Genomic DNA, 16,504 nt, shown 5'->3' on the forward strand with positions numbered 1-16,504 from the left:
TCTCACCTCCGTGAGCGCCGATATATCGTTTTAACATGCTAAAACAAGTGGGCAGGTGCATTCGAATAGCACGTCAGTGACTCGGAGCTATGCGCGACCGCGCATTTCTTCGACCGGCACAAAGTCCAGCGGGACGATGACATGGCCATAGCCGGGCGGCAGGTCCTCACCGGCCAATCGCGGCCTGCTGGTAAATTCGCGCGCGCGATTGCCCTGCGTGATGAAGAAAGCGCCGTCAGATGTTTCAACAAGTCGGAAGCCCGAAAGCTGCAAGGCGTGATCCAGAGCCGCTGGAATGTCGGAAGGCGCAAGAGGACGTGCTGAGCGCAAAGTGACATTGCCGGAAACCTGTGGATCGATCACATATTGCGCACCAAGAATATCGCCCAGCACAGCCGATGCGATCTCGGCAATCGGCGCATTTTCAAATGCCAGCGTTACGCCGTCCGGACCGGAGGCCGCATAGGCCTGGTTGGCTCGCTGCGTATCCAGAAACCGGCCATCTCCGTTGGTGCGAAATCTCTCGGCTCGGCTCTAATCACAGCTGGGGGAAAGCAAGGGGTCACGTCAACCTCTGTAAATCCACCTTCAGCCAAGCCATACATGTAAATTTGCAACCTTCGTGACGGGCCTTCAACAATGATTCATTTTGCGGAAAGGAGAAAAATTAATTAAATCTATAAATTCAACATATACACATTGCTTACATAAATTCATAAATTTCGGTAAAATAATGAATTAAAATATCCATTCTACAGGCAAATGACCATTGAAGTTATCATTGCCGACAGCCAACCTCAAAATTCTTTGATCTTGCTCAGGTGCTAAAGGAGTTAGTACACCATTTCTACTTATTGAAATACTATCAATAATGTATGAATCTTCAAAAATATGATATTGTACAGAATATAATATATTATTATTTATTAATGCATTGCTGATCACACCCCCTCCGTCTAGGCTAGCACGACAGTTATGTAATATATCATATATTGAGTAATAAACACTTTCATATTGTTGCTGATTTGATAATTCATCACAATTTCTTTGAAAAAAGAATTCAACTCCAGGGGCAACATTTAAATACGCGCTTCCAGCTGAGGTTGTGATCTCTATTACATTAACACTCGCGCTAATATTTAATGTCTGTGTTACATTATCCTCTAGACGAGCCTCAACAAAATCACCCACGGCGTAGAAGCATAAACGACTTGCATCATTCGAATAACATATTGCTTCCTGATCGTTACCGCCTGCCAAAAACACTGTTGCTGATATTAGAAGTATATTCATTGTAAACTCAGAGGGTCAAAACTCTCAGGAATCCGCTCTAATGCGCGGAGGTACGGTATGCCTTCGTATGAATTTCCAATATACCCCTGTCGCTGAAGGAGCTCTATGGCATTAGTCTCTACCCTGTTTTCTAGCCTGGCGCTAATGTTTCGGTATGATGCGAGCGTTGCGGTGGACATTTCGCCAAACTGCTGTTGAATTCGCAATTGGCCTTCGAGTGATTTAAGTTGTCGAGACATTTCCAGTCCACGTAAAGTCCCATGGCCAACTTCATGAACTGTTGTTTCTGCGACCTCCTCTAAGGTTTCGAAAGCACTCTGACCAAAGGTACTTGGCCCCAGCGTAATGGATGATCCAATCGGAGAGTTTGGGTCTAGCGAAACTGAGTTCAGACCGCTTTGCACTTGGTTTGGGTCATAAGAAATGCTATTCGCGCTAGCCCACGACCGCTGTAGCTGTGAATCGCCCCCAGACTCAATCGCAATGCCGGCTGCCACAACTGCCGAATTGACAGTCTCTCTTTGCTCCTCAGGGAATGACTCCAGCTCAAGGTAGTCTACAGTTGAACCGCCGCTTTCGCGCGAAATGACTGCGCACATCCCACTCGGATCCGTCATATTCAGCGGATCATTTCCGACATAGGCATAGAGGTTGAACTGGTCAGCATAGAGCACCGGGTCTGTCTGGTAGAAGCGGCCGAGGGCGGGATCCTCCGGGTCTTGCCTTTGGCAATCCCGAGGGCAGGCTCCATAACGGGCGCGATAGTTGAAGAGGCCCCATTCGGCCTCCAGACGCCGCCCTCGAGCCGCGAGCGAAGGGCGCCCCTACCCGCCCTTGACCTGCCCGGTCAGGGGATCGGTTTCGATCAGGGGAAGCTGTGCCTCTTTCCAGGCACCGAGCCCGCCGGCGAGATGGGCATCGACATTCACGCCTTCGTCCTGACAGCGCATCGCCGCCATGGCCGAGCGGCGGCCGGCCGCGCAATGAAATACCACACGCTTGGGCCCGCCCACCGGAATGGCTTTCGGGTCCAGCGTCGAGAGCGGATAGAGCAAGGCACCGGGAATGCGTTCCAGCCCGTATTCATTGGCCTCGCGCACATCAATCAGCAAAATATCCCCTGACTTCAGGGCGTCGGCGACGGCTTTGGGCGACATATCTTCCAGCTGGCTCATGAATCCGGTGTCCTCTGTGCTGTTTTGTCCACTTATCAAAGATGTAGTCTGTCGCCATATCTCTTGGCAATAACAGGAGCACACCATGAAGACGCCGGACATTCTCAGCTTCTTTCATGAAGACACGAATACTTTCACCTATCTGGTGATCGATCCCGCGACACGGCGAGCCGCCATCGTCGATTCCGTGCTGGATTATTGCGCCGCCTCGGGCCGCACCCACACGACGGCCGCCGATGAGGTCATCGCGACGGTTGAGGAGCGCGGCCTGACCATTGACTGGATTCTGGAAACCCATGTCCATGCCGATCACTTGTCCGCTGCGCCCTATCTGCAGGAAAAACTGGGCGGCCAGATCGCCATCGGCAGCCATGTCCGCGATGTGCAGACGATTTTCACCAAACTTTTCAACGCCAATGGCGTCGCCACCGATGGCTCGCAATTCGGGGCGCTGTTCGAGGATGGCGCGATCTTCAATATCGGAGAGCTGGAGGCAAAAGCCATACATACGCCCGGCCACACCCCGGCCTGCATGTCTTATCTGATCGGAGATGCCCTGTTTGTGGGGGATACGCTGTTTGCAGCGGACTATGGCACAGCGCGGTGTGATTTCCCCGGCGGCGATGCCCGCGCGCTCTATCAATCCATCCAGAAACTCTTCGCTCTGCCGGATTCCACGCGCGTTTTCCTGTGCCATGACTACCTGCCCGAAGGCCGCGAGCAATATATCCACGAAACCACGATTGGTGAGGAGAAGGCGAACAATATCCATGTCGGACACGGCGCATCGGAAGACGAATTCGTGAAAATGCGCACCGAGCGTGATGCCACCCTGTCCATGCCGAAACTCATCCTGCCATCGGTGCAGGTGAATATGCGCGCTGGCCATCTGCCCGAGCCGGAAGACAATGGTATCCGCTATATCAAGATCCCTGTTGATGCGGTTTAGACCGCGTCCCGCATATTCGGCAGTTTACCTTTCCCCTTATTCCATCGCATGATGACCGCAGACATGATCCGGCCGGGCCATCGCCCGCCATCTGGATATGCGGGGAACACCATGTTGAAAAAAATCCTGGCCGGTGCCGGCCTGACCCTCACCATCGCCCTGTCGGCCTGCCAGACCGTGGCCGAACCGGTCACGCTCGCCTGCCGCGCCCCGACGGGCGAGGAGTTCGAGATTTTCCGCGCCGTCGTCTCGCGCGACCGCGACACACTGATCCGCCTGTCGGCTGACGGGCCTGCCCGCGCTGCCATGCAACGCCGCGATCCTTATGTCGCCGGACATCTCTGGGGCAATCAGGGCTATACCGGCGGTACGCTGGTGGGCGTTTTGACCCAGCCCCCGCCCTGCGTTATTGATCTGCCGCGCCGCGTGGATGCTGAAGGCAATGTCATCGCCAGCCAGCGCTCGATCGCCGTCTATCAGGAAGATCGTTTCCGGGCGCTCACCGGCGGCAGCATCACCTTCGCCCCGGAACAGGCCGTTCGTCTGCCCGGTGTAGCGCGGCAGGATTATTTCCGCTGTGACCTGGTCCAGACCGGTCAGGGCTGGCGCATGAGAGATCTTTGCGCCCTGCCGACCGTCGGTGGCGTCACCGGCTGAAACTGAAATCGGAGAAACCGTAATGAAAACCCTTTATGTCGCATCCATCCTGGCTGCCTTCACGCTCGCCGCCTGTTCGGAGCCCGTCACGGATCCGGACGCGGATGCCACGGGCGAAGCCGTAACATCCGATGATATGTCTTCCGGGGACGCGGCCCAGCCCGAGCGCATTGATCCCAATGCCCGTCCGGCACCGCAGGAGACCAGCGCGGCGATCACCGGCGATGATCTGGCCTGGCGGATCCAGACGCTGGCGTCTGACGAATTCGAGGGCCGCGCGCCGGCAACGCCGGGCGGCATCATGGCCAGCCAGTGGATTGCCGACGAAATGGCCAGCGCGGGTCTGGAGCCCGGCGGCGAGGCCGGGACCTGGTTCCAGCGCGTCCCGCTGGTCGAAGCCACGCTGCAGACAACCGCGTCCAGCTTCGACATTTCCATCAATGGCGAGCCGATGGACCTGACCTATCTGGAAGACGTGGTCTATGGCACGCGCCGCATCGAACCCGTGGTCGAGATCGAAAATTCCGATCTGGTTTTTGTCGGATACGGCATTGTCGCCCCGGAATATGGCTGGAATGATTATGAAGGTCTGGATGTGGAAGGCCGCACAGTGGTCATGCTGATCAATGATCCCGGCTTCGCCTCCGGCGATCCAGATCTCTTCAATGGCAATGCCATGACCTATTATGGCCGCTGGACCTATAAGTACGAGGAAGCGGCCCGTCAGGGCGCTGAAGCCGTCATCATCATCCACGAAACCGAAGCTGCCAGCTATGGCTGGAACGTCGTCTCCGGATCCTGGTCTGGCCCGCAATTCGACCTGCAGCGCCCGGAAGGCTCGACACCCTTTGTCGGATCCGAAAGCTGGATCACCAATGACCGCGCCCGCGAACTTTTCGCGGCAACGGGTCTTGATTTCGATGCTCTGGTTGAAGCTGCGCATCAACCCGGTTTTGAACCGGTTGAGATTCCCGGCGCAGAAGTGAACGCCACGCTGGTCACCAGCCACGAATTCCTCGATTCCCGGAATGTCGCCGGCATTGTCCGCGGCACGGAACGTCCGGACGAATATGTGCTCTACATGGCGCACTGGGACCATATCGGCACGCGGCTGAGCGATGATCCCGAAGAAGACGTCATCTATAACGGCGCGGTGGACAACGCCACGGGAACAAGCTCGATTCTTGAAATCGGTCAGGCTTTTGCCGCCAATCCGCCGGAGCGTTCGGTCATCATCGTCGCCGTCACGGCCGAGGAGTCCGGCCTGCTGGGCTCTGAGTATTACGCGACCGATCCGCTGGTGCCCTTCTCGCAGACCGTAGGCGGCCTCAACATGGACGGCATGCTGCCCACCGGCCCGACCAGCGACATCGTGGTGATCGGCTATGGAGCCTCCGAGCTGGAGGACCATCTCGCCGCCGTCGCCGAAACCCAGAACCGGACATTGTCACCGGATCCCAATCCGGAAGCCGGTTATTTCTACCGTTCGGATCACATTTCACTCGCAAAACGCGGCGTGCCGATGATCTACGCGGATACCGGTTCGGTAAATACCGAGCTCGGCGCCGGTCATGTCGAGGAGTTGAGCGCTGCCTATCGCGCAACGGCCTATCACGGTCCCGAAGACGAATTCAGTTATGACTGGGATTTCGACGGTCTCGCCCGCGACGCCACCCTGCTCTATCTTCTGGGTGAGCGCATCGCGAACAGCGAGGAATGGCCAAACTGGTATGAGGGCAATGAATTCCGCGCCCTGCGGGATGAACAGCGCTCCGCCGACTGATCAGGCTGTGAAGAGGCATCGGAAGACCGGTGCCTCTTCCATCGCTTCGAATGCTTCGCCAACAAACTGGCTATGCGCATCCAGCAAGGGCGCGCCCGCCGCCTGTGTGCGCATGGCGGCAATGGCATTCCGGACATCTCCGGTTAACGCCGCTTCACCCAAAGCCTGCACCAGATAATCCGGCGGCAATTCGCCCGCCTCATCATCGACAATCAGCGCCGACAAGACGCGTCCGGATTCGATAACAGGATCGGCAAAACCGGCAATTCGCAGGGTCTCGTTTAACTCACGGCGGCTTTCGCTGTGAAACAGGGCACAGATGAAGGTGCGGATTTTCGGATGATCATGCTCACCGAGCAATTCACGCGTCTTGTCACTGCGTTCGATGTCGTTCAGCGACGCCAGGATCAGCCCACCATCGGGCAGACGATTCAGGGTGGTTTCGATAACCGTTTCCGGGATCGGCAGGCTGTCGAAAGCGGCGGCATCCAGCAGGCGGATCAACCCGGCCTCGTCCAGCCCTTCCGCGAGGGCGGAGAATTTGTCCTCATACGCCGCCGGATCAACCTGTAATGCCTGCGACAGGAGGTCGAGCTGCGCGGCGCTGGCATCCCTGCGGCGATGTGACGGGCTCCGCAGGCCGGGCCGCAGATATTCATACGCGCCCCTTGGCCCCTCACCCGCCACCCTCAGGCTGATGGCGAATCCGGGCTTTTCACAGTAAACAACGCTGTGTATGAGCGACCTTCCCTCTTCGACAGGCTGGATATGGCCGGGAGTGAACACGTCGAAGGTACGCCGCGACAATGTCCCGGCCGAAAATTCGTCAATCTCGCGTGCCGCTTCGAAATCATAAACCGAGTTGAAGGATTGGCCCTCCAGGACCTGAAATGCGCCTGTCCAGTCATGCTGGTGCAATCGGTCGGCGGCGTCACTCCACAGATGACCGACAATCCTGACATTGGTCCCGCTAAAAAGCGGAACCAGGCCGGGCTTCGATTGATCGCCCAGGCCCGCCAGATCTCCCGAAGCCGCTGCCTCCCAGACCTCTGCAAGCGACAAACGGTTGGGTAAGTCCCATTCATCAAGAAGTGCGGCGGCGATCTGCGGGAAAGCCGTTGGAGACTGCCCCACGCCCGCAAACCGTGCTTCGGCGTCAGCCCCGAGTCCGGCGAATAAAGTGCGCACGGTGTCTCCTCAAACAAAAACGCCCCGCAGCCGGGTGGAGACTGCGGGGCGCTTGATAGAAAACCGTTAGTCCCAGTACAGAACGCGCTTGGCTTTCGGAGCGGACTTCCGCAGAGCTTTGATCTTCAACATACTCATCTCCTCTTCTGAGTTGTACAGCCTTTCTGGCCGTTACAACCCATGTTTGAAGTGAGTCGCGGGCTGACGTAAACCTTTTGTTCAGAATGATTAAAAGCCTCAGGCAGCGGAGGCGCGTCCGGCCTTCTTCCGCTCGTGCTCCTTCAGCCAGCGTTTCCGGATCCGGATCGACTCCGGCGTCACTTCGACCAGCTCGTCATCATTGATGAATTCCAGAGCAAATTCTAGTGTCGTCCGGACCGGCGTGGTCAGAACCACGGCCTCGTCCGTACCGGCCGCCCGGATATTGGTCAGCTGCTTGCCCTTGGTCGGATTCACCGGCAGGTCATTATCGCGGCTGTGAATGCCGATGATCATGCCTTCATAGACTTCTGTGCCATGCCCGATGAAGAGCTTGCCGCGCTCCTGCAGGTTCCACAACGCATAGGCCAGCGCCTTGCCGTCCACCATCGAGACCAGCGAGCCATTCCGGCGCTGACCGATCTCACCCGGCGCCCGGGGCGCATAATGGTCAAATGTGTGGAACATCAGACCGGCTCCCGACGTCGCCGTCAGGAAGTCTGACCGGAAGCCGATCAGGCCGCGGGTCGGGATTTCGTAATCAAGACGCACCCGGCCCTGCCCGTCCGGTGTCATGTTTTTCAGCTGGCCCTTGCGTTCGCCCAGCTTTTCCATGATCGCGCCCTGCGACTCTTCCGGAAGATCCACAACCAGCGTCTCCCATGGCTCGCACAGAACACCGTCGATTTCCCTGGTCAGGACCTGGGGACGCGAAATGGCCAGCTCAAAGCCCTCGCGGCGCATATTCTCGATCAGCACCGAGAGATGCAATTCGCCACGGCCTGAAACCTTGAACTTGTCAGCATCGTCAAGCTGTTGCACGCGCAGGGCTACATTATGGATCAGCTCACGCTGGAGACGTTCACCCAGATTGCGGCTGGTGACGTATTTACCTTCCCGGCCCGCAAACGGGCTGTCATTGACCTGGAACGTCATGGCAATGGTCGGCTCATCCACCGTCAGCGGCGGCAATGCCTCCACCTGTTCGGGCGCACAAACCGTGTCCGAAATTTTCAGCGGATCGAGTCCGGTGAAGGTGATGATATCGCCCGCGCTCGCGCTGTTCATCTCGATGCGCTCCAGCCCGTGAAATCCGAACACCTGCTGGACTTTGCCGCGGCGCGTCTTGCCCTCCGCATCAATGACCATGACCGGCTGGTTCTTGGACAGTGTCCCTCGGCGGATCCGGCCAATGCCGATCACCCCGGTATAGCTGGAATAATCCAGCGCGCTGACCTGAAGCTGAAGCGGCCCGTTGAGATCGACAGGCGGCGGCGGTGTATGATCGACAATCATCTGGAAGAGTGGCGTCATGTCGGCGTCAGGGTTTTCGGCATCCAGGCCGGCAAACCCGTTCAGGGCCGACGCAAAAACAACCGGGAAATCCATCTGTTCGTCATTGGCTCCGAGCCGGTCGAACAGATCAAAGGTCTGGTCGACCACCCAGTCGGGGCGTGCCCCCGGACGGTCGATCTTGTTGACGACAACGATCGGGTTGAGTCCCCGTTCCAGAGCCTTGCGCGTCACAAAAGCGGTTTGTGGCATCGGTCCGTCGACAGCATCCACCAGCAGGAGCACCGAATCCGCCATAGACAGAACGCGCTCGACTTCACCACCGAAATCCGCGTGCCCGGGCGTATCAATGATGTTGATCCGCCAGTCCCGCCACGTCACAGCCGTGTTCTTCGCCAGAATCGTGATCCCGCGCTCTTTTTCGATATCGTTGGAATCCATCATCCGCTCGGTGGTTTCGACGCGGTCGCCGAAGGTTCCCGATTGTTTCAGGAGTTGATCGACGAGTGTGGTCTTGCCATGGTCGACATGCGCGACAATGGCGATATTACGCAGTTTTTCCGGTGCAACGGACATGGGCAGAACTCGAAAAGGGCCAGAGGGATTGCGCGCGCCTCTTAGCCTTGTCCTGCCCGCCCGGCTACCCCCAAAAACGCAAAGCCGCTCGTCAAACGCCTGCCAGATGGCCGCCCGAGCGGAGCTGGGTCCGGGTCCGGCGTCTTTGCCAGCGATAGATCGCAAGAATGATCGCCTGGGTGAAGACCCCCAGGAAGGAAAAGGCGAAGATCAATGCCGCCACCTGCGAAGCACGCGCATGAATCAACCAGGCCGGACGCGTGATAACAAAATACCAACCCGGTGTTTCGATACGCGCAAAGGCAACCAGCCGTCCATCATCGGTCTGGAACACGCCCGAATCGCGCCCTGAATTGCGTATGGCTTCGGCAATCGGCCTAGGATGGGCGATCGATTCCGCAGCAGTCACCGCTTCCGGCGTCAGGACATCCTGGAACAGCAAGGCCTGGTGCGCGATCAGGCTGCCATCCCGCGTCATGATCATGTTGCTGGCATTAACCTCGGCGTCGATGATGGCATTGGCCAGATAATTCTGCATAGAGATCGTGATCCCGAACGCGCCCATATGACGTCCCGAAACCCGGACCGGGAAATGGCAGCCGGTGGTCAGTGCAACGCCATCACGCACATAAAGCAGGCGCGACAATTGCGTACAGCGCGTCACCCCCATGGGGTTATTGGCGGGAGATACGATCCGGGCGAGATCTTCCGACTGGAAATCAAAATCAGCCGGCGCATCGCGGCGGTAGAATTCCAGGCGATCATCGCGCTGCGGCGCATAGATGATCAGATCATTGTCCGGCGTCACGAAATTCAGATTGTCGAAATGCCCGGCATTGGCTTCGCCATGCTGACGCACTGTATGATAGGCGGCAATCAGGCGCCGTTGACGCTCCGGTGAAACAACTGCATCCGATATGAAGGCACCGACACCATAGACATAATCACCGTCCTCATCGCGATATCCATCAAACAATTCTGGCCGCGAACGGCGGGTGCCATCACCAAATTCCGGAAACAACCAGTTGAATTCGGCAGAAACATCCAGCCCCTCCATCGCAGCCAGCCGCCGCGCGAAGCTGCGCCCCGTGGCGTATTCAATGGCCTGCACATCGGAAAACAGGGCTCGCTGGCGATTGGCGCGCTCCTCGATATGCAGAGCGCTGCTCTCCATCACCTTGCGCTCGAAATAGGGCTCAAGGCTTATATATCCGGCAATGGCAGCAAATGACGCGATAAAGACCGCGACAAGAAATGTCATTCCCGCTGATTTCCAGTTGATCCGGTTCATCAGGCGTCCCGTCCGATATTGTTTCCCACCTGAATCCAATCCTAGACCTCCTAGGTTAAATTCTCCCCAACGCGGCAACCGTCATCGGCGCTTGATCCCGGTAGTGTGGTGCGGCTAAACCCGCCAGTGGAGAGGTGGCCGAGTGGTCGAAGGCGCTCCCCTGCTAAGGGAGTATACGTCAAAAGCGTATCGTGGGTTCGAATCCCATCCTCTCCGCCACTATTCTTCCACTTTTGGTGGAAATCATTTTCCGCCTGATCACCACGATCCTTCGGGCGAGCATCAAAATAAGTTTAGACGGATGTGCATATCCTGCGGGCTACCGCACCACCGAATCCGTATTGTCACGCCGCGGCACCCATTACACGCACGCTTCAATACCAACAGGCCCATGCGTGAGATGAACTGAATGCTGAAGGGCGCGCGTCCGGCAAAAATGGTCCGCTCACATGAACGAGCGCAGCGTTTGCAATCCTTCTTCAAATACTTTGGCTGAACCGGCTGGTGATTATGCCTCCGCGTGTTACATGTTGAACGCTGCCACACCGGTAGCGTACCCGCATGGATTCAAATGACTCTTCTAATTCTATTCGTGCTTCTCGCAGTGGGCGTTTCGTTCCTGTGTTCGATCCTTGAAGCGGTGTTTCTTTCCGTCACGCCCGCACATATAGCCGCGCTCGAAGAACGCTCGCCCCGCATCTCGGCACGGATCAAGGCACTGAAGCTTGATGTGCACCGGCCGCTGGCCGCTATTCTCAGCCTGAACACCGTCGCCCACACCGTGGGCGCTACGGCAGCCGGCGCGCAGGCTGCTCATGTTTTCGGGGATGCCGGAGTCGGCGTATTTTCAGCGGTCCTCACACTGTTGATTCTGGTGGTTTCAGAGATCATCCCGAAAACGCTTGGCGCGACCTATTGGAAAGCGCTCACACCACTCACGACACGGCTTCTGCCCCCTTTGATCTGGTCAATGTGGCCATTGGTGAAACTGTCCGAAGCGATCAGCTGGATGATTGCGCACCGCCAACACGACAAGGTCAGCCGCGAGGAAATCGTGGCGATGGCCCGCATCAGCCAGCAACAAGGCGTGATTGCGAAAAACCAGTCGGCAATTGTGGCCAACCTTCTCCGCTTCGACGCGCTGACCGCACGTGACATCATGACGCCGCGTACGGTAGTGGAAGCGTTTGATGAAACGGAAAGTGTTGAATCCGTCGCCGAAAAACTCGCGTCGATTCCCTTTTCACGCCTGCCCATATATGATGAGGATGTCGATACGATTTCCGGCTTTGTGTTGAAGACCGACATTCTGCTGGCCGCTCTGGAAGACCGGTTGGATACGCCGCTTTCCGCTTTGAGACGCGATATCGCCCATGTCGATGAAGCAGACAGTCTTCAGGCTTTGTTCGAGGTCTTGCTCAGCAGCAACCGGCATATTGCCGTTGTCTCGGACGATTTTGGTGGCACTGCGGGTGTGGTGACAATCGAGGATCTTGTCGAAACACTTCTGGGGCTCGAGATTACCGATGAGGCCGACAGCATCGAAGACTTGCAGGCGCTGGCGCGTGATCAATGGCGCAAACGGGCCTCGCGAATGAACACCAATGCGGGCGAACCGAGATCAAAGACGAAATAGCGACGCCCTTCTTCCCATTCAGAAACAATTGACGACAACCGCCCTGCTCCATATGCAGCGCCGCGGCTATCTGACTTGATATTCCGCATTATTGGCGCATCTTCGGTGCCGGAGGATCCATGAAACGCGCAGCTACCCTTATCATCGTCTTTGGCGTTTTTATCGCCATGACCGCCATCATTGTCGTCCGGTCGATCAGCCATACAGATTCTGCCGATAGCGGTTTCCGCGGCAGCGCGACACCAGTGGCCGCGCACACGGTGAACCATCAGACCTTTGCCGATATTGTCGAAGCGCTTGGCACAGCCGGAGCCAATGAAACGGTTACGGTGACGTCGCAAGTCGCCGATACGATTTCACGCGTCAATTTCGAGTCCGGACAGCAAGTGGCAGAAGGCGATATTCTTGTCGAACTCACCGACACCGAGGAATCCGCTGACCTCTCGGAAGCCCGGGCGACACTGCGCGAAGCCCGTCGCGAACTGGAGCGGGTCGAGGGACTGATCGAACGCGGCATTGCACCACGTCAGCGACTGGATGAAGCCAATGCAGCCGTCGAGCGGGCCGTTGCCCGAGTCAATTCGATTGAGGCACGGCTTGCCGACCGGATCATCCGTGCCCCATTCTCGGGCGTCGTCGGATTGCGCGAAGTCAGCCTGGGCAGTCTGGTCCGGCCCGGCGATCCGATCATAACGCTGGATGACACCTCGATAATCAAACTTGATTTTTCAGTGCCGGAGCGCTTCCTGTCGGTGCTGGCACCGGGGCAGGAAATCACGGCCGGGACATCCGCCTACCCGAACGAAGTGTTCACGGGCACAATTGCCCAGATCGGCAGCCGGATTGATCCGGTCACGCGCACGGTGACAGTTCGCGCCGAAATCAATAATGACGACGGGCATTTGCGGCCCGGGCAATTGATGACGGTCGAAATGCGCCAGGACGTCCGCTCGCGGCCGGCCATTCCCGGGTCTGCGATCACACGTTATCTGGATCAGAGCTTTGTTTTCGTCATTGATGAAACCGGAAGCCCACCCGTTTTGCGGCAACAAACCGTCGAACTCGGTGGCCGCATCGGTAATTGGGTGGAAGTGACAGATGGCTTGTCTGTCGGCGATCTGATCGTCGCGGAAGGCGTTCACCGGGTCCGCGACCGCATGCCTGTCGAGATCGTTGAGCGGGCCGCCCCCGCCCGGCCGCGATCCGGCGAGGCGGCGAGCGCGCTGGTGAGTCAGCCATGACTCTTTCAGATATCGCCGTCCGGCGCCCGGTTCTGGCCTTTGTGGCCAGCGCCCTGATCATCGTGTTCGGCGTATTGGGATTGAGGCAATTGCCGCTGCGGGAGTTGCCCGATGTGGATCAGCCGATCGTCTCGGTTCAGGCCGAATATCCTGGTGCAAATGCCGAAGTCGTTGAGAATCGCGTCACACAGGTCATCGAAGACCAGCTGTCCGGAATCGATGGTATCGAGCTGATCCAATCGTCGTCGCGCGATGGCAATGCCAACATCTCGATCACCTTTGATCTCAGCCGTGATATCGAAGCGGCGGCGAATGATGTGCGCGATGCGGTTTCACGTATATCGGACCGATTGCCGCCGGAAGTCGAGCAGATCGAGATCCAGAAACAGGATTCCGATGCCCGTCCATTCATGTGGTATGCGCTGATGTCGGACCGGCTGACGTCGGAAGAGTTATCCGATTTTGCCGAACGCACCATGCTGGACCGCTTCAGCGTGATCGATGGCGTCGCCCGCGTCCGTATCGGCGGTCAACGGCGTTATGCCATTCGCATTTGGCTCGACCCCCAGGCCATGGCTGCACGCGGCGTGACCGTGGCCAATATCGACACCGCCTTGAGAACACAGAATGTCGAAGTGCCGGGTGGCTCCATCGAAACACCGGACACCCAGATTGTCGTGCGTGTCGAGCGGCTCTTTTCGGAGCCTGAGAGTTTTGAACAACTGCCCATCGGGCGCGGCGAAGGCGGGCATATCATCCGCCTCGGTGAAGTCGCGGATGTCTCGCTCGAAGCCGAAGAACCCCGCACGCTTTTCCGCGGCAATGGCAATAACATGATCGGTCTCGGCTTTGTCAGGCAAAGCCAGGCGAACTCTGTTCAGGTGGCGCAGGATGTGGCCGCTGAGGTTGAACGCATTCGCGCCAGCCTGCCGGAAGGCATGACCATGATTGTCGCGTCCGATGATACGGTCTTCATTCAAGAATCGATCCGGGAAGTCTGGCGCACACTATTTGTTGCCGCGACGCTCGTCGTTTTGGTGATCTATCTTTTCCTGGGCAGCTTTCGCGCCGCCATCATCCCGGCGGCTGTGGTGCCGGTTTGCCTTATTGGCACTTTTGCGGGCCTCGCAGCGGCCGGATTCTCCATCAACATCCTGACGCTTCTGGCGCTGGTTCTGGTCATCGGGCTGGTGGTGGATGACTCCATCGTTGTCCTGGAAAACATTCAGCGCCGCGTCGATATGGGCGAAGGTCCGGCGCTCGCCTCGTTGCGGGGTGGCCGCCAGGTGTTTTTCGCCGTGATCGCCACCACCGCCGTGCTCGTTGCGGTCTTTGTGCCACTGGTTTTCCTGCCCGGCTTTATCGGCCGCATTTTCAACGAGTTGGCCCTGACCATTGCGGTTGCCGTAATGCTGTCGAGCTTCGTGGCGTTGACGCTGTCTCCGATGATGGCTTCAAAGCTGATCAAGCCATCAGGAGAGGCCCGGGGGCCGGCCCGCTGGGTGAATGAAATCGTCCGCCGCGCGCGCCGTAATTACCGCTCCAGCCTTGAAATCGCCGTCAGAACACCCTGGATGATTATCCCGGTTGTGCTCGTGGCGCTGGGCGGCTCGGCCTATCTGCTCGAGCGGCTGCCCGGCGAACTGACTCCGCCGGAGGACCGCGGGTCATTCTTCGGATTTTTCTCCGGTCCGGAGGGGGCCAGCTTCGACTATATGACCGGGCAGGCCGCCGAGGTCGAAGACATCATGATGGAATATGTCGAGAATGGTGAATTGCGGCGGGTGCTCGTGGTCGCCCCGGGCTGGGGCGGATCCGGCTATAATTCCGGCATCGTCATCGGAACCATGGTGCACTGGGATGAGCGCCGCAGCGGCAGCGATATCATTGGCGAGATCAATGCCCGCTTTGGCCAGCTGACAGGCGTTCGTGCCTTTGCCTCCATGCGCTCGGCGATCCGCGGCGGCGGAGGCGGAGACGATATCCAGTTTGTCCTTCAGGGACCGGACTATGAAAGCCTCGATGCCGAAGCCGAACGATTGCTGGCCGCGATCCGTGAAGGCAATCCGGATCTGATGCGCGCCCGCAAGGATTATGAGCCCACGAGCCCCCGCCTGGTTGTCGATATCGATCGCAACCGCGCCGCGGATCTTGGCGTTTCCGTTGCCGACATCGGCCAGACCCTTCAAACCCATCTCGGTTCGCGCCGCGTGGGACAATTCATCGAACAGGGCGAAGCCTATAATGTGATTATGGAAAATCGCCGGGATGAGCGATCGAGCGCACAGGACCTCGAAACGCTTTACGTATCCGGCCGTGAAGGGAATCTCATTCCGCTTTCCAACCTTGTCTCGATAACGGAAATCGGTGAGGCCTCGTCCCGCAACCGTGTGGACCGGCAGCGCGCCATCACGGTTTCCGCGACGCTGGCCGAAGGCTACACGCTGGGAGAAGCCGTGGAATGGCTCGATGGCTGGGCCGCGCGTGAACTCGCGCCGGGCTTTTCCACGACTTATCTGGGAGGAGCCAAGGAGTTTCTCGAAGCCAATGCCGCCCTGCTTTTCGCTTTTGGCATGGCCCTGCTGATCGTTTTTCTGGTGCTGTCCGCGCAGTTTGAAAGCTTCATCCAGCCCCTGATCATCATGCTGACGGTTCCGTTGGCGGTTACGGGGGGCCTTTTCGGGCTTGAAGTCATTGGTTCGAGTCTGAACATCTATTCCCAGATCGGACTTGTCATCCTGATCGGGCTGGCTGCCAAGAACGGCATTCTCATTGTCGAGTTCGCCAATCAGCTGCGGGAAGAAGGCCGGGATGTCATGACCGCAACACTAGATGCCGCCGAGATCCGCTTCCGCCCCATTCTCATGACCGGTCTGTCGACTGCGATTGGCGCATCACCGCTCATGCTCGCCAGCGGCCCCGGTGCGGAAAGCCGCATCACCATCGGGGTTGTCATCTTCACCGGCGTTACGGTCGCAACCCTGTTTACCCTGTTTGTGATCCCGGTGGCCTACAGCGTTCTGGGACGGTTTACCAAGACACCGAACTGGATGGCAGGACGGCTTGAAGCCGAGGCCGCAGATGCCGGTGACGAACCTGTCGCCGGCGGTCAGCAATGATCGCGTAACGCAAATCATCCCCCGCGCACCTGCCGGCGGGTGGTAATCTGATCGGGTCTTTCCCATATACGCCACCGACAATGACCAGGTATGCACAGGAAATCC

13 protein-coding genes and 1 tRNA gene are annotated in these 16,504 nt (G+C 57.9%); 7 read left to right on the plus strand and 7 right to left on the minus strand.

Translation table 11 applies throughout. From position 1 onward, the window contains the following. Positions 1-87 precede the first annotated feature (87 nt). The 4 genes from DBR16_RS06660 to DBR16_RS06670 all read right to left on the minus strand — a co-directional run bounded on the left by DBR16_RS06660 (position 88) and on the right by DBR16_RS06670 (position 2,468). Positions 88-492: a hypothetical protein gene (locus DBR16_RS06660; protein WP_325050342.1), complete on the minus strand. Its 405-nt coding sequence runs from the start codon at positions 490-492 to the stop codon at positions 88-90. Between the two features lie 246 nt (positions 493-738). Beyond that, positions 739-1,293 (minus strand): hypothetical protein, encoded by a 555-nt coding sequence (locus tag DBR16_RS13875; RefSeq protein ID WP_125184515.1) that lies wholly within the window; start codon positions 1,291-1,293, stop codon positions 739-741. Continuing rightward, on the minus strand, positions 1,290-2,084 hold the full coding sequence (locus tag DBR16_RS06665) for an RHS repeat-associated core domain-containing protein (protein ID WP_109260461.1): 795 nt from the start codon (positions 2,082-2,084) through the stop codon (positions 1,290-1,292). The genes DBR16_RS13875 and DBR16_RS06665 overlap by 4 nt, the downstream gene beginning before the upstream one ends. A gap of 33 nt (positions 2,085-2,117) precedes the next feature. Continuing rightward, on the minus strand, positions 2,118-2,468 hold the full coding sequence (locus DBR16_RS06670; RefSeq protein WP_109260462.1) for a rhodanese-like domain-containing protein: 351 nt from the start codon (positions 2,466-2,468) through the stop codon (positions 2,118-2,120). Between the two features lie 85 nt (positions 2,469-2,553). Here DBR16_RS06670 and DBR16_RS06675 point away from each other — a divergent pair, with 85 nt between their 5' ends. The 3 genes from DBR16_RS06675 to DBR16_RS06685 all read left to right on the plus strand — a co-directional run bounded on the left by DBR16_RS06675 (position 2,554) and on the right by DBR16_RS06685 (position 5,857). Then, complete coding sequence (locus tag DBR16_RS06675) at positions 2,554-3,417, plus strand: MBL fold metallo-hydrolase (protein WP_109260463.1); 864 nt, start codon at positions 2,554-2,556, stop codon at positions 3,415-3,417. A gap of 111 nt (positions 3,418-3,528) precedes the next feature. Then, complete coding sequence (locus tag DBR16_RS06680; protein WP_125184516.1) at positions 3,529-4,074, plus strand: hypothetical protein; 546 nt, start codon at positions 3,529-3,531, stop codon at positions 4,072-4,074. A gap of 22 nt (positions 4,075-4,096) precedes the next feature. Then, positions 4,097-5,857 (plus strand): M28 family metallopeptidase, encoded by a 1,761-nt coding sequence (locus tag DBR16_RS06685; RefSeq protein ID WP_109260465.1) that lies wholly within the window; start codon positions 4,097-4,099, stop codon positions 5,855-5,857. Here the strand turns inward: DBR16_RS06685 and DBR16_RS06690 are convergent, their stop codons facing one another. The 3 genes from DBR16_RS06690 to DBR16_RS06700 all read right to left on the minus strand — a co-directional run bounded on the left by DBR16_RS06690 (position 5,858) and on the right by DBR16_RS06700 (position 10,373). Further along, complete coding sequence (locus DBR16_RS06690) at positions 5,858-7,045, minus strand: hypothetical protein (protein ID WP_109260466.1); 1,188 nt, start codon at positions 7,043-7,045, stop codon at positions 5,858-5,860. Positions 7,046-7,282: 237 nt separating this feature from the next. Continuing rightward, complete coding sequence (typA, locus tag DBR16_RS06695; RefSeq protein WP_109260467.1) at positions 7,283-9,112, minus strand: translational GTPase TypA; 1,830 nt, start codon at positions 9,110-9,112, stop codon at positions 7,283-7,285. A 91-nt stretch (positions 9,113-9,203) separates the two neighbouring features. Then, positions 9,204-10,373: a hypothetical protein gene (locus tag DBR16_RS06700; protein WP_125184517.1), complete on the minus strand. Its 1,170-nt coding sequence runs from the start codon at positions 10,371-10,373 to the stop codon at positions 9,204-9,206. Between the two features lie 158 nt (positions 10,374-10,531). Between DBR16_RS06700 and DBR16_RS06705 the strand changes: the two genes are divergently transcribed. The 4 genes from DBR16_RS06705 (at position 10,532) to DBR16_RS06720 (ending at position 16,399) form a co-directional block, all read left to right on the plus strand. Then, positions 10,532-10,622, plus strand: a tRNA-Ser gene (locus tag DBR16_RS06705). A 352-nt stretch (positions 10,623-10,974) separates the two neighbouring features. Next, positions 10,975-12,039 carry a CNNM domain-containing protein gene (locus tag DBR16_RS06710; protein WP_109260469.1) on the plus strand — a complete coding sequence of 355 codons (1,065 nt, stop codon included), beginning with the start codon at positions 10,975-10,977 and terminating at the stop codon, positions 12,037-12,039. 119 nt (positions 12,040-12,158) lie between these two features. Continuing rightward, positions 12,159-13,280 carry an efflux RND transporter periplasmic adaptor subunit gene (locus tag DBR16_RS06715; RefSeq protein ID WP_109260470.1) on the plus strand — a complete coding sequence of 374 codons (1,122 nt, stop codon included), beginning with the start codon at positions 12,159-12,161 and terminating at the stop codon, positions 13,278-13,280. Continuing rightward, complete coding sequence (locus DBR16_RS06720; protein ID WP_109260471.1) at positions 13,277-16,399, plus strand: efflux RND transporter permease subunit; 3,123 nt, start codon at positions 13,277-13,279, stop codon at positions 16,397-16,399. The genes DBR16_RS06715 and DBR16_RS06720 overlap by 4 nt, the downstream gene beginning before the upstream one ends. Positions 16,400-16,504 lie beyond the last annotated feature (105 nt).

Origin of the sequence: Hyphobacterium indicum (assembly GCF_003129605.1) — a bacterium.
Classification (GTDB): domain Bacteria; phylum Pseudomonadota; class Alphaproteobacteria; order Caulobacterales; family Maricaulaceae; genus Hyphobacterium; species Hyphobacterium indicum.

Bases quoted from the DNA above. Each gene is read 5' to 3' on its own strand.
- DBR16_RS06710 (WP_109260469.1), top strand. From the start codon at position 10,975: ATGACTCTTCTAATTCTATTCGTGCTTCTCGCAGTGGGCGTTTCGTTC.
- DBR16_RS06685 (WP_109260465.1), top strand. From the start codon at position 4,097: ATGAAAACCCTTTATGTCGCATCCATCCTGGCTGCCTTCACGCTCGCC.
- typA (WP_109260467.1), bottom strand. From the start codon at position 9,112: ATGTCCGTTGCACCGGAAAAACTGCGTAATATCGCCATTGTCGCGCAT.
- DBR16_RS06680 (WP_125184516.1), top strand. From the start codon at position 3,529: ATGTTGAAAAAAATCCTGGCCGGTGCCGGCCTGACCCTCACCATCGCC.
- DBR16_RS06700 (WP_125184517.1), bottom strand. From the start codon at position 10,373: ATGACATTTCTTGTCGCGGTCTTTATCGCGTCATTTGCTGCCATTGCC.
- DBR16_RS13875 (WP_125184515.1), bottom strand. From the start codon at position 1,293: ATGAATATACTTCTAATATCAGCAACAGTGTTTTTGGCAGGCGGTAAC.
- DBR16_RS06715 (WP_109260470.1), top strand. From the start codon at position 12,159: ATGAAACGCGCAGCTACCCTTATCATCGTCTTTGGCGTTTTTATCGCC.
- DBR16_RS06670 (WP_109260462.1), bottom strand. From the start codon at position 2,468: ATGAGCCAGCTGGAAGATATGTCGCCCAAAGCCGTCGCCGACGCCCTG.
- DBR16_RS06720 (WP_109260471.1), top strand. From the start codon at position 13,277: ATGACTCTTTCAGATATCGCCGTCCGGCGCCCGGTTCTGGCCTTTGTG.
- DBR16_RS06675 (WP_109260463.1), top strand. From the start codon at position 2,554: ATGAAGACGCCGGACATTCTCAGCTTCTTTCATGAAGACACGAATACT.